General features: G+C 64.9%; 15 protein-coding genes. 9 read left to right on the top strand and 6 right to left on the bottom strand.

Annotated features, from left to right (window positions below; genetic code table 11):
- Nucleotides 1-62 precede the first annotated feature (62 nt).
- The 8 genes from L867_RS0112045 (at nucleotide 63) to L867_RS0112010 (ending at nucleotide 11840) form a co-directional block, all read left to right on the top strand.
- Complete coding sequence (locus tag L867_RS0112045; RefSeq protein ID WP_028737122.1) at nucleotides 63-542, top strand: formate dehydrogenase subunit gamma; 480 nt, start codon at nucleotides 63-65, stop codon at nucleotides 540-542.
- A complete protein-coding gene (locus L867_RS0112040) occupies nucleotides 539-2095 on the top strand; it encodes a formate dehydrogenase beta subunit (RefSeq protein WP_028737121.1) in 1557 nt (518 codons plus the stop codon). The genes L867_RS0112045 and L867_RS0112040 overlap by 4 nt, the downstream gene beginning before the upstream one ends.
- A gap of 222 nt (nucleotides 2096-2317) precedes the next feature.
- A complete protein-coding gene (gene fdhF, locus L867_RS0112035) occupies nucleotides 2318-5197 on the top strand; it encodes a formate dehydrogenase subunit alpha (RefSeq protein ID WP_028737120.1) in 2880 nt (959 codons plus the stop codon).
- Nucleotides 5198-5343: 146 nt separating this feature from the next.
- Nucleotides 5344-6162 (top strand): formate dehydrogenase accessory sulfurtransferase FdhD, encoded by an 819-nt coding sequence (fdhD, locus tag L867_RS0112030; RefSeq protein ID WP_037173257.1) that lies wholly within the window; start codon nucleotides 5344-5346, stop codon nucleotides 6160-6162.
- Nucleotides 6152-6382: a formate dehydrogenase subunit delta gene (locus L867_RS0112025; protein ID WP_028737118.1), complete on the top strand. Its 231-nt coding sequence runs from the start codon at nucleotides 6152-6154 to the stop codon at nucleotides 6380-6382. Before fdhD ends, L867_RS0112025 begins: the two co-directional genes overlap by 11 nt.
- Before the next feature lie 84 nt (nucleotides 6383-6466).
- Nucleotides 6467-7858 carry a sigma-54-dependent transcriptional regulator gene (locus L867_RS0112020; RefSeq protein WP_037173255.1) on the top strand — a complete coding sequence of 464 codons (1392 nt, stop codon included), beginning with the start codon at nucleotides 6467-6469 and terminating at the stop codon, nucleotides 7856-7858.
- Complete coding sequence (locus L867_RS0112015) at nucleotides 7851-9875, top strand: sensor histidine kinase (protein WP_028737116.1); 2025 nt, start codon at nucleotides 7851-7853, stop codon at nucleotides 9873-9875. The genes L867_RS0112020 and L867_RS0112015 overlap by 8 nt, the downstream gene beginning before the upstream one ends.
- A gap of 309 nt (nucleotides 9876-10184) precedes the next feature.
- Nucleotides 10185-11840 (top strand): OFA family MFS transporter, encoded by a 1656-nt coding sequence (locus L867_RS0112010; protein ID WP_028737115.1) that lies wholly within the window; start codon nucleotides 10185-10187, stop codon nucleotides 11838-11840.
- A gap of 129 nt (nucleotides 11841-11969) precedes the next feature.
- Here L867_RS0112010 and L867_RS0112005 read toward each other — a convergent pair whose 3' ends face one another.
- The 4 genes from L867_RS0112005 to rocF all read right to left on the bottom strand — a co-directional run bounded on the left by L867_RS0112005 (nucleotide 11970) and on the right by rocF (nucleotide 16707).
- A complete protein-coding gene (locus L867_RS0112005; protein ID WP_028737114.1) occupies nucleotides 11970-12449 on the bottom strand; it encodes a chemotaxis protein CheW in 480 nt (159 codons plus the stop codon).
- Nucleotides 12449-14227 (bottom strand): methyl-accepting chemotaxis protein, encoded by a 1779-nt coding sequence (locus tag L867_RS0112000; protein WP_028737113.1) that lies wholly within the window; start codon nucleotides 14225-14227, stop codon nucleotides 12449-12451. The genes L867_RS0112005 and L867_RS0112000 overlap by 1 nt, the downstream gene beginning before the upstream one ends.
- A gap of 307 nt (nucleotides 14228-14534) precedes the next feature.
- On the bottom strand, nucleotides 14535-15752 hold the full coding sequence (gene rocD / locus L867_RS0111995; RefSeq protein ID WP_028737112.1) for an ornithine--oxo-acid transaminase: 1218 nt from the start codon (nucleotides 15750-15752) through the stop codon (nucleotides 14535-14537).
- A gap of 19 nt (nucleotides 15753-15771) precedes the next feature.
- On the bottom strand, nucleotides 15772-16707 hold the full coding sequence (gene rocF, locus L867_RS0111990) for an arginase (RefSeq protein WP_028737111.1): 936 nt from the start codon (nucleotides 16705-16707) through the stop codon (nucleotides 15772-15774).
- A gap of 121 nt (nucleotides 16708-16828) precedes the next feature.
- On the opposite strand from rocF, the gene L867_RS0111985 reads away from it, so the two are divergent.
- The gene (locus L867_RS0111985) at nucleotides 16829-17254 is read left to right on the top strand and encodes an Lrp/AsnC family transcriptional regulator (protein WP_028737110.1); all 426 of its coding nucleotides are present in this window, start codon (nucleotides 16829-16831) and stop codon (nucleotides 17252-17254) included.
- Between the two features lie 19 nt (nucleotides 17255-17273).
- Here L867_RS0111985 and L867_RS0111980 read toward each other — a convergent pair whose 3' ends face one another.
- The gene (locus L867_RS0111980) at nucleotides 17274-21443 is read right to left on the bottom strand and encodes a translocation/assembly module TamB domain-containing protein (RefSeq protein WP_028737109.1); all 4170 of its coding nucleotides are present in this window, start codon (nucleotides 21441-21443) and stop codon (nucleotides 17274-17276) included.
- A gap of 31 nt (nucleotides 21444-21474) precedes the next feature.
- The gene (locus tag L867_RS0111975; RefSeq protein ID WP_028737108.1) at nucleotides 21475-23400 is read right to left on the bottom strand and encodes an autotransporter assembly complex protein TamA; all 1926 of its coding nucleotides are present in this window, start codon (nucleotides 23398-23400) and stop codon (nucleotides 21475-21477) included.
- Between the last annotated feature and the right edge of the window lie 51 nt (nucleotides 23401-23451).

Here is a 23451-nt window from a genome sequence, read left to right as displayed (position 1 = left end):
GGACATTTGCTTTCTCCGTGTCAGCCTCTTGGCCAGTTCGTGTCGGTTTGGGAGGGCTGATCATGAATATTCGATCATCTGCGGATGATTTGGTTTCTCGCACGCAAGCGATCGTCGCCGAATTCAAGGGCCTCGAAGGTCCCCTGCTGCCGATCCTGCATTCCGTGCAGGAGAGCTTCGGCTATGTGCCGGACGAGGTGAAGCCGGTGCTCGCGGAGGCGCTGAACCTGTCGCGCGCCGAGGTGCACGGCGTCGTCAGCTTCTATCACGATTTTCGCGCCCATCCCTCCGGCCGCCATGTGCTGAAACTCTGTCGCGCCGAGGCCTGCCAGTCGCGCGGTGGCGAGGCCCTGGCCGACCGGGTGCGGGAACTGCTCGGCATCGATTTTCACGGGACGACGCCGGACGGCGCGGTGACGCTGGAACCGGTCTACTGTCTCGGGCTCTGTGCCTGCGCGCCCGCCGCCATGCTCGACGGCGAGTTGCACGGCCGGCTCGACGAACAGGGGCTCGAGGAACTGGTCGCGGAGGCGCGGCGATGAGCTTGACCATCTATGTTCCCCAGGATGCCGCGGCGATTGCCGTCGGTGCAGACAAGGTGGCGGTGGCGATCGAGCGGGAAGCCAAGCTTCGCGGCCTCGACGTGACGATCGTGCGCAATGGTTCGCGCGGTCTCTTGTGGCTTGAACCACTCATTGAGGTTCGCGCCGGGCACGGCCGCATCGCCTACGGACCGGTAACTGTCGCCGATGTGCCGGGCCTGTTCGAGGCGGACTTTGTGGCCGGTGGCGAACATCCGCTCTGCCAGGGGCTGACGAAGGAAATTCCCTATCTCGCTCGCCAGACGCGGCTGACCTTCTCCCGCTGCGGCGTGACCGATCCTCTCTCCCTGGCCGACTATCGCCACTACGAAGGGCTGAAGGGTCTGGAGAAGGCCGTGGCCATGGGCCCCGCCGACATCGTCAAGACGGTGACCGACAGCGGCCTGCGCGGTCGCGGTGGTGCAGGCTTTCCGACCGGCATCAAGTGGAAGACGGTCGCCGATGCTGCGGGTGATCGCAAGTACATCATCTGCAACGCCGACGAAGGCGACAGCGGCACTTTCTCCGACCGGATGATCATGGAGGGCGATCCCTTCGTGCTGATCGAGGGCATGATCATCGCCGGCATCGCCACCGGCGCCACCAAGGGTTATGTCTACACCCGCTCGGAATATCCGCATGCCATCAAGACCATGCGCGCGGCGATCGACATCGCCCGGGGCGCCGGCATTCTCGGGCCGTCGGTCATGGGTTCGGCGCATGCCTTCGACATCGAGGTGCGCATGGGCGCCGGCGCCTATGTCTGCGGCGAGGAGACGTCGCTGCTCAACTCGCTCGAGGGCAAGCGCGGCATCGTCCGGGCCAAGCCACCGCTTCCGGCGCTGCAGGGCCTGTTCGGCCGGCCGACCGTTGTCAACAACGTGATCTCGCTCGCCTCCGTGCCGGTCATCCTCGACCGCGGCGCCGCCTTCTACCGCGACTACGGCGTCGGCCGGTCGCACGGCACGATCCCGATCCAACTTGCCGGCAATATCAAGCATGGTGGCCTCTATGAGACCGCTTTCGGCCTGACGCTCGGCGAGATCATCTACGACATCGGCGGCGGCACGGCGAGCGGCCGGCCCGTCAAGGCCGTGCAGGTCGGCGGGCCACTCGGTGCCTATTTCCCGCCCTCCCTGTTCGACACCGTGTTCGACTACGAGGCCTTTGCCGCCAAGGACGGGCTGATCGGTCATGCCGGCATCGTCGTCTTCGACGATACCGCCGACATGCTGAAGCAGGCGCGTTTCGCCATGGAATTCTGCGCGATCGAGAGCTGTGGCAAGTGCACGCCCTGTCGCATCGGCTCGACGCGCGGCGTCGAGACGGTCGACCGGATCGCGAGAGGAATCGAGCCGGAGAAGAACAGGGCGCTGCTCACCGACCTCTGCAACACGATGAAGTTCGGCTCGCTCTGCGCGCTCGGCGGCTTCACCCCCTATCCGGTCATGAGCGCGCTCCATCACTTCCCCGAGGATTTCGCCCCGGCACCACTCGTGGAGGCGGCGGAATGAGCAGGTCTCTAATGTTTTCGCCGACGCCGACGTCCGGCTTCCTCTTCTCCCCATCGGGGAGAAGTGCCGAACGCAGTGAGGCGATGAGGGGGCCGACCGCGCTGACGCCAACCCCCTCATCCGGCGCTGCGCGCCACCTTCTCCCCGCTGGGGAGAAGAGGAGCCGCCGCCGCCTTGCCGCACACACCATCCGTTCTTTGTCATCAGCCCAGGAGGCACGACATGCCCCTCGTTTCTGAAATCGACTACGGTACGCCCGCGTCCCGATCCACCGAGACGGTGACGCTCACCATCGACGGACGACAGGTCACGGTCGCGGCCGGCACCTCCGTGATGCGCGCCTCGATGGAGGCCGGGATCCAGGTGCCGAAGCTCTGCGCCACCGACATGGTGGATGCCTTCGGCTCCTGCCGCCTCTGTCTCGTCGAGGTCGAGGGCCGCAACGGCACGCCGGCCTCCTGCACGACGCCTTGCGCGCCGGGCATGGTGGTCCATACCCAGACGGAACGGCTGAAGCAGATCCGCAAGGGTGTGATGGAGCTCTATATCTCCGACCACCCGCTCGACTGTCTGACCTGCGCTGCCAATGGCGACTGCGAACTGCAGGACATGGCGGGCGCCGTCGGCCTGCGCGACGTGCGCTATGGCTATGAAGGCGACAATCACGTCAAGGCGCGCAACGACGGCGACATCAACGCCAAGTGGATGCCGAAGGACGAGTCCAACCCCTATTTCACCTATGACCCGTCGAAATGCATCGTCTGCTCGCGCTGCGTTCGCGCCTGCGAGGAGGTGCAGGGCACATTCGCGCTGACGATCGAGGGCCGCGGTTTCGATAGCCGGGTATCGCCCGGCGCGCATGAGCATTTCCTCGAATCCGAATGCGTTTCCTGCGGCGCCTGCGTGCAGGCCTGCCCGACCGCGACGCTGACCGAAAAGTCGGTGATCGCCATCGGCCAGCCGGAGCATTCGGCCGTCACCACCTGCGCCTATTGCGGCGTCGGCTGTTCGTTCAAGGCGGAAATGCGCGGCGAAGAACTGGTGCGCATGGTGCCCTACAAGGATGGCAAGGCCAATCGCGGCCATTCCTGCGTCAAGGGCCGGTTCGCCTATGGCTATGCGACGCACAAGGATCGCATTCTCAATCCGATGGTGCGCGAGAAGATCAGCGATCCCTGGCGCGAAGTCACTTGGGATGAAGCTTTCGCCCATGTCGCCTCAGAGTTCCGCCGTCTCCAGTACCAGTATGGCAAGGATTCGATCGGCGGCATCACCTCGTCGCGTTGCACCAATGAAGAGACCTTCCTGGTGCAGAAGCTGATCCGCGCCGGCTTCGGCAACAACAATGTCGATACCTGCGCCCGCGTTTGCCATTCGCCGACCGGCTACGGTCTCGGTCAGGCCTTCGGCACCTCGGCCGGCACGCAGGACTTCGATTCCGTCGAGCATTCCGACGTGATCATGGTAATCGGCGCCAATCCCTCGGCGGCGCATCCGGTCTTCGCCTCGCGCATGAAGAAGCGCATCCGCCAGGGCGCCAAGCTCATCGTGCTCGACCCGCGCGAGACCGAGACGGTTACCTCGGTCCACGCCAAGGCTGATTACCATCTGCCGCTGAAACCCGGCACCAATGTCGCGGTCGTCACAGCGCTGGCGCATGTGATCGTCACGGAGGGCCTGTTCAACGAGGCCTTCATCCGCGAACGCTGCGACTGGTCGGAATTCGAGGACTGGGCCGCCTTCGTCGCCGAGCTGCAACACAGCCCGGAAGAGACGGAAAAGTTCACCGGCGTCGCGGCCGACCTCGTACGCGGTGCGGCGCGGCTCTATGCCAAGGGCGGCAATGGCGCGATCTATTACGGCCTCGGCGTTACCGAGCACAGCCAGGGCTCGACGACCGTCATGGCGATCGCCAACCTTGCCATGGCGACCGGCAATATCGGCCGCCCGGGCGTCGGCGTGAACCCGCTGCGTGGCCAGAACAACGTGCAGGGCTCCTGCGACATGGGGTCCTTCCCGCACGAACTGCCGGGCTATCGCCACGTCTCCGACGACGCGACGCGCGACACGTTCGAGAAGCTCTGGGGCGTCAAGCTCGACAGCGAGCCGGGCCTGCGCATTCCGAACATGCTCGATGCCGCCGTCGACGGTTCGTTCAAGGGCATCTACATCCAGGGCGAGGACATCCTGCAGTCCGACCCCGACACCAAGCATGTCTCGGCGGGCCTTGCCGCCATGGAATGCGTGGTGGTGCACGACCTGTTCCTCAACGAGACGGCCAACTATGCCCACGTCTTCCTGCCGGGCTCGACCTTCCTGGAAAAGGACGGCACGTTCACCAATGCGGAGCGCCGCATCAACCGCGTGCGCAAGGTGATGAGCCCGAAGAACGGCTTTGCCGACTGGGAGGTCACCCAGAAGCTTGCCCAGGCCATGGGCCTGCCGTGGAACTACAGCCATCCCTCCGAGATCATGGCCGAGATCGCCGCCACGACGCCAAGCTTTGCCAGCGTCACTTATGACTATCTGGAAAAGATGGGTTCGGTGCAGTGGCCCTGCAACGAGACGTTCCCGGAAGGCTCGCCGATCATGCACGTCAACGGTTTCGTGCGCGGCAAGGGCAAGTTCATCCGCACGGAATATGTGGCGACCGACGAACGCACCGGCCCGCGCTTCCCGTTGCTTCTCACCACTGGCCGCATCCTGTCGCAATACAATGTCGGCGCCCAGACGCGCCGCACGGAGAATGTCGCCTGGCATGCCGAGGATCGTCTCGAGATCCATCCGCACGATGCCGAGCAGCGCGGCATCAAGGAAGGCGACTGGGTGCGTCTTGCCAGCCGGGCAGGGGAAACAACGCTTCGGGCGGAAATCACCGAACGCGTTTCGCCCGGCGTCGTCTACACGACCTTCCACCATCCCGAGACGCAGGCCAACGTCATCACCACGGACTTCTCCGACTGGGCGACCAATTGCCCGGAATACAAGGTGACCGCCGTGCAGGTCGCGCCGTCCAACGGCCCGTCCGAATGGCAGCAGGACTATGAGGACCTGTCGCGCCAGTCGCGCCGCATCGCCGGCAAGCTGGAAGCGGCGGAGTAGGGAATGGACCAGGCTTACGGCTTTATGCCCCTCACCCCGACCCTCTCCCCGCGCGCGGGGAGAGGGGGTGGAGACGTTGCGGCATGTCTCCTTCTCCCCGCCCGCGGGGAGAAGGTGCCGGCAGGCGGATGAGGGGCCGACCCGTCATGAACACCTCCATCCCCATTCCCGAGCTGCAGTACCGCCACGGCATCCTGGCGACGGGTAGCCGCATCGTTCCGGAAGAAGTGCCGATCGCCTTTTCCTATGGCGGTTCGACCCATGCGGTGATGATGGCGACGCCCGCCGATCTGGAGGACTTCGCCCTTGGATTCTCGCTGTCTGAGGGCATTATTTCAGAACCCGCCGACATCGTCTCGATCGAGACGTTGATGGCCGGCGACGGCATCGACGTGCAGATCGTCCTGGCGGATGCCACGGCGGAGGCGCTGACCTCGCGCCGCCGTCATATGGCCGGTCCGGTCGGGTGCGGCCTGTGCGGCATCGAATCGATCGAACAGGCGATGCGACAGGTCCTGCCTGTCGAGGCCGGCGATTTCGGCCTGACGCCGGCGCAGATTGCCGAAGCCGTGAAGCTGCTGGGCAACGGGCAGAAGCTCAACCACGAAACACGCGCCGTGCATGGCGCCGGCTTCTTCGTGCCAGGCCAAGGCCTTGTCGTGTTGCGGGAGGACGTCGGACGCCACAATGCGCTCGACAAGCTTTCGGGCGCGGTGATCCGCGCCGGCTATTCCGGCCGCCAGGGCGCGGTCGTCGTCACCAGCCGCCTGTCGGTGGAGATGGTGCAGAAGACGGCGGCGCTGAAATGCCCCATTCTGATTGCCGTCTCGGCTCCGACGGCCCTTGCCATCCGCACGGCGGAGGAGGCCCAGATTACGCTCGTCGGCATTGCGCGGGGCGACGAGTTCGAAATTTTCACCAGATCAGAGCGCATCCTTGCCGGAGTGAACGCCCATGTCGCATGACACCACCGAAAAGCTCGTTCGCATGGCGAACCAGATCGCCACCTTCTTCCTGTCCCAGCCGGAAACGGTGCGCGTCGAAGGCGTCGCGAACCATATCAACAAGTTCTGGGAGCCGCGCATGCGCCGCGAGCTGTTCGAGCATGTCGACAAGGGTGGCGAGGGTCTTCTGCCGCTGGTCATGGAAGCCGCCAAGGTCATCAAGCGTCCGGTCGCAGCCTGAACAGGGGCGCCTGGTTCGCTTTGGCGTTTTCGTCCCGCCTCTGATATGCAGAACCGACGTTGAGCGAGGGAGGCGGGCGACACGGTGAGGGCTGAAACGGCACGAAAGGTCCAGGCGAGCGAGCGGGATCCGGAATTCGGTCCCTGGCTGGCGCAGGCGACGATCCTCGTGGTCGACGACGAGCCCGGCATGCGCAATTTTCTCGTGCGCACGCTCAGCCCCCGCTGCAAGCGGATCGAGGAAGCGGCCGATGCCGAAGAGGCATCGCGCAAGCTCGACCAGCACCATTTCGACGTCGTCATTCTCGATAACATCATGCCGGGCAAGAACGGCGTCGACTGGCTGATCGAACAGCGGGCGATCGGCTTCTTCGCCGACGCCATCCTGATGACCGCCTATGCCGATCTCGAAACCGCGATCCGTGCCTTACGCGCCGGCGCCGTCGATTTCGTGCTGAAGCCGTTCCGCTCCAACCAGATCCTCAACGCAGTGGCGCGCTGTCTCGACCGCATGCGATTGCAGCGGGAAAACTTCGTGCTGCGCTATGAGCTTCGGGCGACGGCCGACCATATCCTGCTGCGCGACAAACTGATCGGCGGTTCGGCCGCGATCCAGCAGGTGCGCGAGACGCTGGCCCGCGTCGCACCCTTGCCGACGACCGTGCTTCTGACCGGCGAATCCGGCACGGGCAAGGAGGTCGCGGCCCGCTCGTTGCATGCGCTTTCCGACCGTGCGGCCAAACCCTTCGTCCCGGTCAACTGCGCGGCCATCCCGCCGGATGTGATCGAATCCGAACTGTTCGGCCATGTCCGCGGCGCCTTCACCGGGGCTGAAGCCGGGCGTGAGGGCCTTTTCCTGCATGCCCAGGGCGGCACGCTCTTCCTCGACGAGATCGGCGAGATGCCGCTCGCGACGCAAAGCAAGCTCCTGCGCGTGATCGAGGATCGCCGGGTGCGTCCGGTCGGAGCGGAACGCGAAGTGCCGGTCGACCTGCGCTTCGTCTTCGCCACCAATGCCAATCTGGAAAAGCTCGTGCAGCAAGGCGGCTTCCGTCCGGATCTCTACTACCGCATCAACGTCATGCAGCTGAAGCTGCCGCCGCTGCGCGACCGGGGCGACGACGTTCTCGAGCTTGCCAGCCTGTTCATGCACAAGCTTTCGCAGCAGCTCGGCATGCCGCCCGTGCCGATCGACAAGGCCACCAAGGCCGCGCTGTCCGCCTATGCATGGCCGGGCAATGTGCGCGAACTGCGCAACCTGATCGAGCGTTCGCTCATCCTGGGCGGCTTCCCGGACGATTTCCGCGGCCAGCGGACCGGCGCGGTGGCGGCTCCGTCGGGAACGCTGGAGGAGGTGGAACGCCGCCATATCCTGGCCGTGCTCGGGGAGACCGGTGGGGATCGCGAGGAGACGGCCCGACGCCTCGGCATTTCGCGCAAGACCATCGACCGCAAGCTCGTGTCGTGGAATGCCTGAGGCGGAGACCCAGGAGCCGGTGCTGCGCCGCGGACGATCGATCCGCTACCGTCTCCTTGCCATCGCGCTTTTGCCGACGCTCGTCATTTTGCCGCTGTTGCTGGTCGCTACCATGGCACGCTGGGAGACGAAGTTCGATGCGCTCCTGACGTCCAAGGTCAATGCGGACCTCACCATCGCGCACCAGTATCTCGCGCGGATACTGGAGAATACCGGCGAGCATCTCTCGGCGCTGACCGGTTCGGTCGCCTTCCGGGAAGCGGCGACACGCGACGGCGGGGCCGGGCTGGCGGCCTATCTGGAGGAAAATCGCACGCGCCTCGGCCTCGACTTTCTCTTCCTCGTGCGACGGGACGGCATGGCGACCTTCCCCGTCGGACTTACGGGTCAAGGCCGCCTGCGAACGGACTGGCCGGTCCTCGACGCCGCATTGACGGGTGAGCCGAAGACGGCGATCGACATCTTCTCCCAACAGGAACTGGCGGCCATATCGCCGGAACTCGCGGCGCGCGCGAAGCTCGAACTCGTGCCGACGCCGAATGCGGTGGCGACCGATCGGGCGAGCGAGACGCGTGGCATGGTGGTGCATTCGGCAAGCCCGGCATCGCTGTCGGATGGCAGCGATGCGGCCCTGGTCGGCGGCGTCCTGCTCAACCAGAATCTCGTCTTCATCGATACGATCAACGATCTCGTCTATCGCGCTGCGAGCCTGCCGGAGGGCAGCCAGGGTACGGCGACGCTCTTCCTCGAGGACGTCCGGATCAGCACCAATGTCCGCCTGTTCGAGGGCCAGCGGGCGCTTGGCACCCGCGTCTCGGCGGCCGTGCGCCAGACGGTGCTGGACGAGGGGCGCGTCTGGCTCGACAGTGCCTTCGTCGTCAACGACTGGTATGTCTCGGCCTACGAGCCGATCAGCGACAGTTTCGGCCGGCGGGTCGGCATGCTCTATGTCGGCTTCCTCGAAGCGCCGTTCGCGCGGGCCAAGACCGAGACGATCATCGGCATCGTCGTCGCTTTCCTCCTGGTCACGGCCGCCAGCGTGCCGATCTTCCTGCGCTGGGCGCGGGCGATCTTCAAGCCGCTGGAACGCATGACCGGCACCATTGCGAGGGTGGAAGAGGGCGATCTCGGCGCACGATCCGGTCTCACCGACGGCAGCGACGAGATCGGTCGGGTGGCCGTCCATCTCGACAGTCTGCTCGACCAGTTGCAGCAGCGCGACCGGGACTTGCGGCGCTGGAACGACGAGCTCAATGATCGGGTGGCCGAGCGCACGGGCGAACTCGAACTGGCGAACCGGCAGCTGGAGGCGACGACCAAACAACTCGTCATGTCGGAGAAACTGGCGGCGATCGGCGAGATCACGGCGGGCGTCGCCCACGAGATCAACAATCCCATCGCCGTCATGCAGGGCAATCTCGACGTGGTGCGCAGCGTGCTCGGCGACAGGGCGAACGATCTTTCCACCGAACTCCGGCTGATCGACGAGCAGATCCATCGCGTGAGCCAGATCGTTACCAAGCTGCTGCAATTCGCCAAGCCGGAGGAATATGCCGGCTATGTCGAGCGCCATCATGTCGCCGACGTGATCTCGGACTGCCTGCCGCTCGTGCAGCATCTGCTCGGCAAGGCCGACATCGAGATCGAGCGGGACGATGGTGCGACCCGGCAGGTCCTGATGAACCGGACCGAACTGCAGCAGGTGCTGATCAACCTGATCGTCAACGCGATCCATGCCATGCCTGATGGCGGCAGGCTTCGCCTTGTCAGTCGCGATGAGACGCGCGATGGTCAGGACGGCATTCGTGTCGACGTGGAGGATACCGGCATCGGCATGACGCCCGATGTGCTTGCCCGCATCTTCGATCCGTTCTTCACCACCAAGCGGCGGCAGGGCACCGGCCTCGGTCTGTCGATCAGCCAGACGCTTGTCCGGCGGCAGGGTGGGACGCTCAACGTCGAGAGCCAGCCGGGCAAGGGGACAACCTTTTCCATCTGGCTTCCCGAGGCGAATTGAGCGACGCTTGACGGACGTTTTGTCCGTTGCATCGAGACATTTTGTCCGTATCCGTGTTCGTGCCTCTGCTAAGTTATTGAAAATTGTTAAATTCGGGTTGGCACGGCGGTTGCTACCCAATTCCTGTTCCCAGCGCGTCCCTTGGAGACGGGGTGCGGGTGGGGCAGGGAGGGAGCGGCACGGGCCGCTTCTGGATTGGACCGGTCCCGTGATGTGTCTTGTCGATGGAGCGACAGGGCACAAGCATCGCGGACAACCGGGTCGGGGACAGAGCCATCGGCACGACCGATGGCAGGGAGGATTTCAGATATGTCTGCTACGACCGAAACATTGACCGGCGGCTATGGGGGCGGTGGCCTTCTCGACCGCGAACGCATTGTTGCTAGACCGGGATTCAATCGCTGGCTCGTGCCGCCGGCCGCCCTTGCCATCCATCTGTGCATCGGCATGGCCTATGGCTTTTCCGTCTTCTGGCTGCCGCTCACCAAGTCGATCGGCATAAGCCAGTCCGTCGCCTGTCCGGACCTGACGCTGGCATCTGCGCTTTTCACCACGTCCTGCGACTGGCGGGTCAGCGATCTCGGCTGGATTTATACGCTGTTCTTCGTCCTGCTCGGCTCATCCGCCGCGATCTGGGGCGGCTGGCTGGAGCGGGTCGGTCCGCGTCGGGCCGGCTTCGTCTCGGCCTGCTGCTGGTGCGGCGGCATCCTGATCGCGGCAATAGGAGTCATGACCCATCAGCTGTGGCTGATGTGGCTCGGCGCCGGCGTGATCGGCGGCATCGGTCTGGGCCTCGGCTACATCTCGCCGGTCTCGACGCTGATCAAATGGTTCCCCGACCGTCGCGGCATGGCCACCGGCATGGCGATCATGGGCTTCGGCGGCGGTGCGATGATCGGTGCGCCGCTGGCCGACATGCTGATGAACACCTTCAAGAGCGAAATCTCGGTTGGTGTCTGGCAGACCTTTGTCGTCATGGCCGGCATCTATTTCGTCTTCATGATGGGCGGCGCCTTCGGCTACCGCATCCCACCGGCTGGCTGGCGCCCCGAAGGCTTCGTGGCGCCGGTCGCCAAGGACAGCATGATCACCAGTCGTCACGTGCACCTGAAGAACGCCCACAAGACCAAGCAGTTCTGGCTGATCTGGGCGGTTCTCTGCCTCAACGTCTCGGCCGGCATCGGCGTGATCGGCATGGCTTCGCCCATGCTGCAGGAGATCTTCGCCGGCTCGTTGCTCGGCTTGCCCGAGCTGAAGTTCTCCGATCTCAGCAAGGAGCAACTGACGGCGATCGCCGCGATCGCCGCCGGCTTTACCGGGCTTCTCTCGCTGTTCAACATCGGCGGGCGCTTCTTCTGGGCTTCGCTCTCCGACAAGATCGGCCGCAAGAACACTTATTACGTCTTCTTCCTGCTGGGTATCCTGCTCTATGCCTCGGCCCCCTGGGCGGCCGGGATCGGCAGCAAGGTGTTCTTCGTCGCCGCCTTCTGCATCATCCTGTCCATGTATGGCGGCGGCTTCGCCACCATTCCCGCCTATCTGGCGGACATCTTCGGGACCCAGTTCGTCGGCGCGATCCATGGCCGTCTGCTGACCGCCTGGGCGACCGCGGGCATCATCGGCCCGGTGGTGGTCAACTACATCCGCGAGGCGCAGATCGCGGCGGGCATACCGCGCGCTCAGGTCTACGACTTCACCATGTATATCCTGGCCGGAATGCTGGCGCTCGGTCTGGTCGCCAATTTCCTGGTCAAGCCGCTTTCCGACAGGTGGTTCATGTCGGATGAAGAAGTGGCGTCGCTGCAAGCCAAGACGAAGGCCGCGGCCGCTGGCCCCACCGGATCCTTCGGCATCGGCACGGGCGGCCTCGACTCCAAGGCGCTGGTCGCCTGGGCCGTGGTCGGCATTCCGATCCTCTGGGGCGTGTGGATCACGCTGCAGAAGACCTTCGTTCTGTTCGGCTGAGGCATCGGAATCGACGAGGGATGGAGACAGCATTCCTTGTCTCCACCTCCGGTCAACGGACAAAGAAAAAGGGCTCCGCATTGCGGAGCCCTTATTGTAACTGCTGCGATCTGGCGAAGTGCCGGAAGATCAGGCGGCGAGCTCTTCGATTTCGCTGCCCTTGAACATCTTGGCGAGGTTCAGGAAGCATATCATGCCATGTTCGTTGGCGATGATGCCTTCGGAGAAGGACTTGTCGAAGGAGGCCGAGATTTCCGGAACCGGCTGAACCTGGCTCGAAGGGATCGTCAGGATGTCCGAGACGCGGTCGACCAGCATGCCGATGACCATGTTGTGGACTTCGGCGACGACAATGGCGGAGCGCTCGTTGGCGACGGTGCTCTTCATGCCGAGCTTGTAGGCGAGGTCGATGATCGGGATGACCGAGCCGCGCAGGTTCATCACGCCGATGACGTCTGCAGGGGCATGCGGGATCGGCGTCGACGGCGCCCAGCCGCGGATTTCGCGGATGGTCGTGGTCTTGACGCAGAATTCCTGATCATGCAGCCGGAAGGCGATGATTTCGAGGGTTTCGCCGTTGAAGCTTGTCGAGTTGATCGCGGTCGCCATTAGAATTCTTCCCAACTTTCCTGTGCCTGGGCAGTCGCAGCGCCACCGGTTGCGGCACGAGCGACCTTCGCCATGAGTTTGCGTGCCGGTGATGCGACAGGTCGGGCATCGGGACGCGCTACGGATACTGTAGCTGAAGAGTGTTGCCCAAATCTAAATTGAGCCAGGAGATTGCGAAGGGTTTCGGCTTCCCTGGCAAGGCTGTGGCTGGCTGCCGTCGTTTCCTCGACCATGGCGGCGTTCTGTTGCGTGCCCTGGTCCATCGCGTTGACGGCCTTGTTGATCTCCTGCAGGCCCGTCGCCTGTTCACGCGACGCTTCGACGATGGCGATGACGTTGAGGTTGATGTCCTGGACTTCCGTGACGATCTGCTCCAGCGCCTTGCCGGTCTGCCCGACGAGGTTGACGCCGTTGCGGACCTGTTCGCCGGACGTGGTGATCAGGGCCTTGATCTCCTTGGCGGCATTGGCGGACCGTTGGGCGAGCTCACGAACCTCCTGGGCGACGACCGCGAAACCCTTGCCGGCTTCGCCGGCGCGGGCAGCTTCAACGCCGGCATTCAAGGCCAGCAGGTTGGTCTGGAAGGCGATGTCGTCGATTACGCCGATGATGTTGGAGATCTCGCGGGACGAGGATTCGATCTGCCCCATGGCATTGATCGCACTCTTGACCACTTCCCCGGACTTTTCCGCGCCGGCCTTGGTTCTGGCCACGAGGGAGCCGGCTTCTTCGGCGCGCTTGGAGCTGTCGCTGACGGTCTGGGTGATTTCCTCCAGCGCCGCCGCGGTTTCTTCCACCGCTGCCGCCTGCTGTTCTGTGCGTTTCGCCAGATCGTCGGAGGCCGACTGGATCTCGCGCGAACCGGCGGCGATCGCATTGGTGTTCTCGCCGACCGTGCTCATCGTCGCCTGCAGCTTGTCCAGCGAGTTGTTGAAGTCGACGCGCAGGCGGTCCAGGCCGGGCAGGAGCGGATGATCGATCCGTACCGTCAGGTTGCCGTCGGCAAGCGCGGTGAGACCGCTCGCCACATCATCCACCGAACGGACGCGCTCGGTAATGTCGGTGGCGAATTTGACGACCTTGAAGACCTTGCCGTTCATGTCGAAGATCGGGTTGTAGGAAGCCTGGATCCAGACCACCTTGCCGCCCTTGCCGATCCGCTTGAATTCTTCGGCGACGAACTCGCCCCCTGCGAGTTTCTGCCAGAAGCGCTGGTAGTCGGCGCTCTGGGTATAGGCCGGTTCGCAGAACATTGCATGATGCTTGCCCTGGATCTCCCCGAGGCTGTAGCCGAGCGTCTTGAGGAAATTGTCGTTTGCCGTCAGAACCTCGCCCGTCGTGGTGAATTCGATGACGGCCTGGGCTCTGGAGACTGCAGCGAGCTTGCCGGCGTCTTCCGCCGCTTTCAGCTTTGCGGTTGTGATGTCGGTGGCGAACTTCACCACCTTGTAGGGCTTGCCGCCACTGAAGACCGGGTTGTAGGAGGCCTGAATCCAGACATCCTTGCCTGTCTTGGTGATCCGCTTGTACTCGCGGGCATCGAACCGACCAGCTGCCAAACCTGCCCAGAAATCCTTGTAGTCTTGTGTCGCAGTATAGGTCGGATCGCAGAGCATCCGATGATGCTTGCCCTTGATCTCCGACAGTTCATAACCCAGTGCCCTACAGAAATTTTCGTTGGCGGTCAGAATATTACCGCTCAGATCGAATTCAATAATTGCTTGCGATTTACTCATGGCGGCCAGGATCGCCTTGGCGTCCGAGCCAAATAGTGACATGCTCACGTCTACACCCCCTCATTTGCGCTCGGTTCTCGAAGCGATACCGTGCCGCACATTGCCCAATCTTCAAAAAGCTGACGTCGTTAAGCCGAAACGGAAGAATTGCGCTCGGCCCCCCTAAAATCTAGGGGGCAAAAGTTAAGGGCTCATAAACGATCTTGAAAAGATCCCGTCCTGCATTCCGACTTCCCAAGTATTTCCTTGGTATTGACTATGGTGCGTGTACTAATAGTTGATGCATGTGGCCCCGTGTGAGGACCGTTTGCCTCTCCTTCATTGATTTTGTTTGGCTGGAAGCGCCGCCTCAGTGCGCAGCCGGCGCCTTTGCCAATGCCGCATCGATCTTTTCCAGTGCCCAGTCCACTTGGTCCTTCGTGATGACCAGCGGCGGTGCAAGACGGATGGTATCGACATGGGTATCCTTGGCGAGCAGGCCGGCATCTTTCAAGGCATAGCAGTACTGGCGCGCGCCGCCGACTTCCGGATCGAGTTCGACCGCCAGCATGAGACCGCGGCCACGGACGTCCTTGACGATGTTCGAGCGGATGGACTTAAGCCCCTCGAGGAAGTACTCACCCATCGCGGCGGAGTTCTCGATCATCTTTTCCTCGACCAGCACCTTGAGCGCCTCGCGGGCGATGGCGCAGGCGAGCGGATTGCCGCCGAAGGTCGAGCCGTGCTGCCCAGGCTTCAAGACGCCGAGCACCTCGGAATTGGAAAGCACGGCGGAGACCGGGTAGAACCCGCCGGACAGCGCCTTGCCGATCAGCGTCACATCGGCCTCGATGCCTTCGTGTTCCTCGGCCAGCATCTTGCCGGTGCGGCCAAGGCCGGTCTGGATCTCGTCGAGAATGAGGGTGACGTTCTTCTCCGTGCAGAGCTCGCGCACGCGCCGCAGATAGCCGGCGGGCGGGATGATGACGCCCGCCTCGCCCTGGATCGGTTCGATCAAGGCGCCGACGGTGTTCTCGTTGATCGCTGCCTCAAACGCATCTGCGTCGCCGAAGGGTACGGTGCGGAAGCCGGGCGTGAAGGGGCCGAAGCCGCCGCGCGCATCCGGATCGGTCGAGAAGGAGACGATGCTGAGCGTGCGGCCGTGGAAGTTGCCGGAGCAGACGATGATCTCGGCCTTGCCCTCCGGCACGCCCTTGGTCTCATAGCCCCATTTGCGCACGGCCTTGATGGCGGTTTCGACCGCTTCGGCGCCCGAGTTCATCGGCAGGATCTTGTGCGAGCCGGTGAGTGCTGCCAGTTCTTCGTAGAGAAGCGCCAGCTGGTCGTTGCGGAAGGCGCGCGAGGTGAGCGTCAGCTTGGAGGCCTGTTCCGTCATGGCGGCCAGGATGCGCGGATGGCAGTGGCCCTGGTTGACGGCCGAATAGGCGGACAGGCAGTCGAGATACTGCTTGCCTTCGCTGTCCCAGACATGAACGCCCTGGCCGCGCGTCAGTACGACGTCGAGGGGTTTGTAGTTGTGCGCGCCGAGGCGCTGTTCGGTGGCGATGAGCTCTGCTGTGTTCGACATCGTTGGTCCTCGGGTTGCTTCAGGCGGCGCGGGTGGGGCGGTCGAGAATGCGGCGGCCGAACAGGCTGGCCGCCAGTTCGACGATGACGCGGGCGCTCTTGCCGCGATCGTCGAGGAAGGGATTGAGCTCGACGAGGTCGAGCGACGAGACGAGGCCGCTATCGTGCAGCATCTCCATGATCAGGTGCGCCTCGCGGAAGGTCGCGCCTCCCGGAACGGTGGTGCCTACGCCGGGCGCGACATCCGGGTCGAGGAAGTCCACGTCGAGGCTGACATGCAGCAGGCCGTTGACCTTGGACACGTCGGCGATGATGCGCCGCATGATCGCGCCCATGCCGTCCTCGTCGATGGCGCGCATGTCGAAGACGTTGACGCCGTTCGCCGTGATCGCCTGGCGCTCCTCGTCATCCACCGAACGGATGCCGACCTGGTAGACCTGGTGCGGATCGACGAAGGGTCGGCCGGCCGGCAGGATCGGCGCGAACTCGGCCTTACCGCAGAAGAAGGCGACCGGCATGCCGTGAATATTGCCGGAGGGCGAGGTGGACGGCGTGTTGAAGTCGGCATGGGCGTCGAGCCAGAGGACGAAAAGCGGACGGCCGAGTTCCCGGGCGCGCCGCGCCATGCCGGAAACGCTGCCCATCGACAGGCTGTGATCCCCACCGAGCAGGACGGGAAGCGTGCCTTCGGCCGCAGCTCTATAGGCCCGGTCCTCGATGGCGCGGGTGAAGGCGGCGACGACCGGAAGATTGCGGGCATGCGCATGCTCGCCGAGCTCCGTGGCCGGCGTCGGGCGCAGGTCGCCAGCGTCGGTGACGCGGTAGCCGAGTTCGCCGAGTGCTGATCCGATCCCGGCGATCCGCAGCGCCGCCGGGCCCATGGCGCAGCCGCCGCGGCCGGAGCCTTCCTCCAGCGGAACACCGATCAGCGTGACGGCCTTGGTCTTGTCGTTCATCAGGATCTCCTCGTGTGCGAGGCGTGATCTTCGTCAATGTGCGCGTTAGCAAAAAGATGGAAAATGATCAGAAAGTGAGTAAGATTGCGCAAAATGCCAGCCAACTCTGACGAAGTGTAGAATGGACGACCTGGATCGCGATATTCTCAGCGCCCTGCGCCACAATGCCCGCATTCCCGCATCCTCGCTGGCGGCGATGACGGGGGCGTCGCGGGCCACGATTGCCGCCCGTATCGACCGCATGGTGGCCGACGGGACGATCGCGGCCTTCACCATCCGCACCGGCAGCGAGATCCGCCCGGCCGGCGTCCGGGCCATCGTCATGATCGAGGTGGTGGGCAAGTTCGCCGATCGCGTCGCGCATCAGCTGCGCGGCCTGCCCGAGGTCCGGGCGCTGCACAGCACCAACGGGCGCTGGGACTTCATTGCCGAACTGGAGGACCGCGATCTCGCCTCGTTCGACGAGACGCTGCGGCGGATCCGCCTCATCGAGGGGATCAACACGACGGAATCGAACATCCTGCTGAAGACCAGCAAGGTCGGCTGACCGCTGATCCCTTGGCGGCTCAGTATTCCTTTTCGTAGAAGATGCCTGCCCCGACGCCTTCGGCTCCCGCTTCGCCCTTCAGCTTCACGCCGCGGCCGATGTCGAGGTTGATCACCGCCTTGGTCTGGCCCGTGCCGCCCTGCTGCAGTTCGATATAGGTCTTGTCGTTCAGGTACTTGCCGGCGCTGACCTTGGCCTGACCCGTCTCGTCGGTGGAAATGTCGAGGTCGTCGACGCCGAGCGTCGAGCGCAGCGCCTCGAACAGCGAGGTGGAACGGCCGCCGGCGAGCTGGGCTGCGGCGTCGGCGAGCTGGGCGATCTGCAACGGCGAAAGACGGGCCATGGACTGGCCGAAGATCAGCTGCGCCAGGATCTCGTCCTGCGGCAGGGACGGCGACGACGAGAAGGAGACGGATGGATCGTTGGAAAAGCCGGCGATCGTGATGGTGATGGTCGTGGTGCCGGAGGTGGTCGTCGCTTCCAGGTCGAGGATCGGCACCAGCCCGCCGCCAAACGTGATCGTGCCGCGGGTGAACTGCATGCGCTTGGTCAGGATCGACAGGCGGCCGCGCCTGAGGTCGAAGGCGCCGGAGACATTGGGTGCCTGGGCGGTGCCCGTCACCGCGATCGTGCCCCCGAGCTCTGCATCGATGCCGCGGCCCCGCACGAAGATCTGCGTCGGCGACGAGACCGTGAGGTCGAGGCCGATGGAGGACTGGCTGCCGTGGCGTTCGGTCTTGGTGATCGTCGCCATCTGCTGGAGCACCGCCGGTGGCGCATGCTTGTGCTGGATGTCGAGTTCGGACAGGCTGGTCGGCAATTTTTCCGGAATGGTGATCGCGGTTTTCGACAGGTCGATCCTGCCGGTCAGCACAGGGCCTGAGAGCAGCGGTCCCTTGACGGTCAATTGTCCGTCTGCGGTGCTCGCCACCATCGTGCCGTCGACATAGACGGCCTTGTCTAGGGTAATGGCGATGTCGGCCGGCAGACCGGGCGACAGGATGTCGATCGTGCCGCCGCCGGAAATGCTGCCGCCGCTGGCGAGCTTGCCGGTAAGGCCGGTCACCGAGGCGCGGTTACCCTGCAAGGTAACGGTCGCCGCCAGCTGCTCGACAGCCAGGTTGCGGCGGACGTCGATCAGGCGGGCGCCGGCGGTGCGCACGGTGCCGGTGATCTGCGGTGCGCCGAGACCGCCGGCGACGGAAACATCGAGATCGGCCGCACCTTCGAGCACAAAACCCTGGCGCGACAGCATGCCGGTGAGTGCGGCAAAGGGCAGCTTGCCGGTGAACTTCATGGCGATCGGGCGTTGGCCGGAAAGGCTGAACGTTCCGCCACCGGAAAGGCCGAGCCCGGCCTGGCCGGTGACCCTTGTGTCGAGCGACAGCCGGCCGTCGCGGAAATCGCCTTTGGCGGAAACCGAGAACGCCCCGATCCCGGTCGATCGGGTCTGGGCGACGGCGGCGTTTGCCCAGTCGAGTGCATAGGTGACGACCGGTGCGGCAGGCGTGCCCTTGACCGCGACCGTGCCCGAGATCGTGCCGTCGGGTGCGAGCGTGGGGGCCACGGTCGCGACGAGCGAGGCGGGCACGTTGCGAAGCGCCGCATTGAGCTCGAGTGTCTCGCCCGCGCTGCCCGTAATGTCGACAGAGCCGGAGCCGGCGGAAATCGTCGCCGTCTCTATCGTCACCTTGCCGCCGGCAATGGTCAGGGCGGCGGGTTTGGCAAGCTTAAGCGGGATGCGGCGCGGTACGGCGGACAGCGTGTCGAGCGCAACCCGCAAGCCTGCAGCCTGCTGCTCGATGCGGCCCTTGGCCGTGAGCGGCGCACCGTCGTAGCGGCCGTCGAGGTCGAAGGCAGTGCTGGAGCCCTGTCGTGAAAATCCGAGCTTGGGCGTCTCGATGCGATTGGCGCCGACCGACACGGCGGAGGCGCTGAGCCTGCCTTCGGCGGCAAAGGCGGCAAGGTCGGAGATGGCAAGGCGGATGTCGGGTGCGTCGATTGCCAGCGTATCGCGTTTGAGCGTCGCGCCGGTCGCCGCGATGGTGGCCGACAGCTTGCCGCCGCTCTCCGCAAGGTCGACGGAGCCCTTGAGGTCGCCGCTCGCGTTCTGGCCCGCCAGGGCGGCGATCAGGCCGACTTCCGGCAGGTCGAAACGCAGCGTTCCCGAGGGTGCGAAGGCTGGCGAGAAGGCAAGGGTGCCTTCGATCCGGTTGGGGCCGACCGTGACGGCCAGCGCCGGAATGGAGGAGCGGCCGTTCTCGGCGACGAGATCGGCGGTCGCCTCGATGGCCTGACTATCGAGCGTGCCGGACATTTTCAGCGCGCCCTTCGGCGCCGTCCTGTCGGCGGTTCCCTCGATCTCAAGCGCCAGGTTCTCCAGTTTGCGTCCGGCGGCGATGGCTGCCGCGCTTTTCAACGACAGCGTGCCGGCCAGCGCATCGAGTGGTCCTTCGGCCGAAAGGGCGAATTCGGCGCCGCCGCTGATGTTGTCCACCAAGGCAGCAAGGTCGCTGATCCGGCCGGCGAGCTCGGCCTTTAGCCTGTTCTCCGCATCAAGGGTCACCGAACCGGTCGCCTCGCCGAGATTGCTGGACAGCTTCAGGTCGGACAGCGCCAGATTGCGCGGCAACGTATAATCGAGCGTGCCGGCAAGGCCGATCGTGCCGTCGAACTTGCCCGCCAAGCTCGCCGGCAGGACGCCGGGAATGGCGAAGAGTTCGAAGCGGCTGGTGAGCGTCTTGTCGTCCAGCGCATAGTCGCCGTTGAGCTTGCCGCCGATCGTGGTGCTTTCGATCGTCGTGCCGTCGAAACCGAGCCTTGTCGCGCCGATCGTCAGCGGTGCCTTGATGGTCAGCGGCGTCTTGAGGATACGGTCGAGTTCGGCATCAGTGAGCTGGCTTGCGGCAACGGAAAGCGTGGTCTGAAGAGGTCCCGTGCGGGTGGCGAGATCGAAGCTGTTGCTCCTGGCTGCCAGGTCCACGCCGGAGAACTTGCCTTGCGGCAGCTGCAGCGAGGCGAAACGGCCGGTGAGGTCTATCGTGGCGCCATTGGCCGGGCCGCTGACGGTGAGCGCGAGCTGCTCGATGTCCGCCGCGATGGTCTGCTCGCCGCTCGTCCAGCTGAACGGAACCGGTCCTGCGGTCCCGACCAGCCGGGCCTTCAGGTCGTTCGTCCCGTTGGCGGCGTAGCGGCCCGATGCGGTCAGATCGAGCGCGGCGGTCGAGAGCTTGCCTTTGTCGATCGTCACCGCGCCATTCCTGTCCAGGCTGGCCGCGAGGTCGATCACCGTTTCCCCTTCGAAGAGCGGGCGAAGCGTCGGCGGCAGCAGGGCGTTGAAACGTCCGCCGCCGGTGGCGGTGATGCTGCGCAGGCCGGCGGCCACGCGGTGGGATGCATCGACGGCGAGCGTCGGACGGCCATCGACCGCGGCCGTCACCTTGCCCTTCCAGTCGGTGAGCGGGCCGTCGCCGTCGACGCCGATGCGCAGAGCCGGGCTACCCGGCAGCCGCAGCAGGCCGGCGAGCAGGCCGCCCGCCGGTTCGTTGACTTCGCCGGTCAGGCGCAGGCGATTGTCGGCGGGCGCGTAGACGAGGTCGGCGGTTGCCTCGGCATCCGGCGCCTCGGCGCGCGTGGCTCGAAGCTGCGCCTCGATCCGCTCGGTGACGGCCTGGCCGGAGCCGGAGAGCGACAGCCGGATGTCACGGCCGGCGAGGCGCTGGCCCAGATCGATGATGGGAAGGTCGAGCGATTTCACGTCGATCTCGACCGGCAGGGCGAAGCCGGAACCGCTTTCCTCTTCCGCCGTCACTTCCGTGGTTGCGATGGGCGCACGATCGATGCGGACAGCGCCGGCGGCGATGCGCTCGGCCGTCAGGCGGCCGCCGAGCAGATCGAGAGGCGACCAGTCCATGGCGAGGTCGCGGATTTCGGCATAGGGGCCCCGGCTGTCGGCCAGCGATACGCTTTCGATCCGCAGATCTCCGCCGAGAAGCGGCCCCGCGCCGGTGATGGTGATCTGCCGGTCGGGCGTCGAGAGCATGGAGGCAAGCTGGCCGGCCACGAAGCTGCCGCCCACGGTGGTGAAGCCGGCGAGAAGGACTGCCACGCCGCCGAGCACCAGGGTCACGCCCGCGCCATAGGCGATCAGGCGAAGAACAAATCTCGTGAGGCGTTTCAGCAGGCGCATGCGGCTTTCTTTGTCCTTCTCGGGGTTCGGCTCAGAAGCTCTGGCCGATGCCGGCATAGATGCCGTACTTGCTTCCGCCGTCGTAAGGATCGAGCGGCATGGCGACGTCGAGGCGCAGCGGGCCGAACGGCGTCTGGTAGCGCAGTCCGATGCCCGCCCCCATGCGGATATCGGAGAAATCGGGATAATTCGCGGCAGTCACCGACCCGATGTCGAGGAAGGGAACGATGCCGATCGTCTCGGTCACGTTCACCCGCGCCTCGAACGAGCCGAGGGCGTAGGCCCGTCCGCCCGTCGGATCGCCGGCGGCGTTCTCCGGCGAGATCTCCTGATAGGCATAGCCGCGCACCGAGCCGCCGCCGCCGGCGAAGAAGCGCCGCGTCGCCGGGATCGCCTCGAGATCGCCCGCGCCGACCATCATGCCGGCGGACAGCTTTGCCGCCAGCACGATGCGGTCCTCGGCGCCGAGGCTGTAATAGCCGGAAATCGAGCCTTCGAAGGTCGAGAAGAAGGTCTCCCCGAGGATCTCGTAGCTCGGGATGGCGCTCAGGGCCGCATTGAAGCCCTCGGTCGGGTTGAGCTTGTTGTCGCGGGTGTCGCGGGTATAGCCGATCGGCACGCCGAAGGTCAGATAGGTATTGTTGCCGAAGGCGTCGTCAATGTCGTCATAGGAGAGCGAAACGCCGGCCGACACCTTGTCATAGTCGGTGATCTCGTAGGCGAAGGCCACCTTGCCGATGACCGAGGCGGCGTCATAGGACTCGGTCGTCAGGGTCGTGCCCTTGATGCTCGCTTCGAGCGTCCCCGAAGGGAAGAAGGCGCCGGGCTTGATGAAGGTGATGCCCGCGCTGTAGTCGAGGTCCTCGACGCCGCTAAAGTTGCCGAGGCCGCCGACCTTGCCTTCGAGTCTCAGCGATTCCGCTTGGCCGAACAGGTTGCGGTGGCCCCAATAGCCCTCGACGCCAAGGCCGTCGATCGACGAAAAGCTCGCGCCGACGCCGAAATAGCGATGCTTGCCCTCGGCCACGACGATGCCGAGCGGCAGTGAACCATCCGCTTCAAGCCCGTCCGCCTCGTCGATCGTGACGCTGGAGAACACGCCGAGCGCCCGCAGCCTTTCGGCTGCCTTGCGCAACTGCTCCGGCGAATAGGTCTGGCCCGGCCGCAGCCGCGAATAGCGGGCGATGAATTCCGGATCGACCTTGCGGGCGCCCTTGACCGTCACCTCGCCGATCGGTGCGACAGGCCCGGCCTGGACGGCAAACACCACATCGACCGTCTGCTTTTCGTGGTCGGCGACGACGTCCCGGCGTGCCAGCTCGGCAAGCGGACGGCCCTCGGCCTTCAGATCGTCGACGATCTTTTCCCCGGCCTTGAGGATGACCAGCGAGCCGGCCGGCCCGCCCGGCACCAGATCATAGTCGGCCGGGTCGAGGCCCGCGGCATCGCCCTCGAGCGTGACGGATCCCAGCGCGAAGGCGGGACCGGGATCGACGCGGATGGTGACCGGGATCGGGCCGTCGCGGCCAAAGGTCGGGATGGGCGGTAGATTGTCGATGTCGCGGCCGTCGACCGTGACGCTGACGACTCCGCCATAACGGGAATTCTCATAGAGGGTTGCGACCAGTCGGTCGCGATCGTCGCGCGCCTTGATGACCAGTCCGAGGTCGCCCGACACGGGCGCCTCTTGCCCCTGCACCAGCAGGGATGTGCGCTCCAGCGCCTCGGCAAGGTCCTTGTCGGCGCCATCGGTGTCGAGGGTGATGCTGTAACGGACCGGATCGATGACGTCGTTGACCGCCTCGTCCTCGCCGAAAATCGTGATGCCGAAGATCTTGAAGGCGAGCGCCTCGCCAGTCAGTACCGGACCGAACGCCAGGGCCAGACCCAGCCCGAATGCGGTGCCGGTCCTCCGAAACGCAAGACTGTTCTTCGGTGATATCGGATTACTCGGCATGCATACATTTGCTCGTTGCGGTCTGATCGGTTTGCCGCGTTTGCCGCCAGC

The organism is Paenirhizobium selenitireducens ATCC BAA-1503, from assembly GCF_000518785.1.
Classification (GTDB): domain Bacteria; phylum Pseudomonadota; class Alphaproteobacteria; order Rhizobiales; family Rhizobiaceae; genus Allorhizobium; species Allorhizobium selenitireducens.
The sequence above is the reverse complement of the archived record's forward strand: the minus strand, read 5'-3'. Positions and strand labels throughout refer to the sequence as shown.

Excerpts from the sequence above, each read along its gene's own strand:
- fdhD (WP_037173257.1), top strand. The coding sequence starts at position 5,344 with ATGAACACCTCCATCCCCATTCCCGAGCTGCAGTACCGCCACGGCATC.
- L867_RS0112015 (WP_028737116.1), top strand. The coding sequence starts at position 7,851 with ATGCCTGAGGCGGAGACCCAGGAGCCGGTGCTGCGCCGCGGACGATCG.
- L867_RS0112045 (WP_028737122.1), top strand. The coding sequence starts at position 63 with ATGAATATTCGATCATCTGCGGATGATTTGGTTTCTCGCACGCAAGCG.
- rocF (WP_028737111.1), bottom strand. The coding sequence starts at position 16,707 with ATGAACGACAAGACCAAGGCCGTCACGCTGATCGGTGTTCCGCTGGAG.
- L867_RS0112000 (WP_028737113.1), bottom strand. The coding sequence starts at position 14,227 with ATGTCACTATTTGGCTCGGACGCCAAGGCGATCCTGGCCGCCATGAGT.
- L867_RS0112010 (WP_028737115.1), top strand. The coding sequence starts at position 10,185 with ATGTCTGCTACGACCGAAACATTGACCGGCGGCTATGGGGGCGGTGGC.
- rocD (WP_028737112.1), bottom strand. The coding sequence starts at position 15,752 with ATGTCGAACACAGCAGAGCTCATCGCCACCGAACAGCGCCTCGGCGCG.
- L867_RS0111985 (WP_028737110.1), top strand. The coding sequence starts at position 16,829 with ATGGACGACCTGGATCGCGATATTCTCAGCGCCCTGCGCCACAATGCC.
- L867_RS0112025 (WP_028737118.1), top strand. The coding sequence starts at position 6,152 with ATGTCGCATGACACCACCGAAAAGCTCGTTCGCATGGCGAACCAGATC.
- L867_RS0112040 (WP_028737121.1), top strand. The coding sequence starts at position 539 with ATGAGCTTGACCATCTATGTTCCCCAGGATGCCGCGGCGATTGCCGTC.
- L867_RS0111975 (WP_028737108.1), bottom strand. The coding sequence starts at position 23,400 with ATGCCGAGTAATCCGATATCACCGAAGAACAGTCTTGCGTTTCGGAGG.
- L867_RS0112005 (WP_028737114.1), bottom strand. The coding sequence starts at position 12,449 with ATGGCGACCGCGATCAACTCGACAAGCTTCAACGGCGAAACCCTCGAA.
- fdhF (WP_028737120.1), top strand. The coding sequence starts at position 2,318 with ATGCCCCTCGTTTCTGAAATCGACTACGGTACGCCCGCGTCCCGATCC.
- L867_RS0111980 (WP_028737109.1), bottom strand. The coding sequence starts at position 21,443 with ATGCGCCTGCTGAAACGCCTCACGAGATTTGTTCTTCGCCTGATCGCC.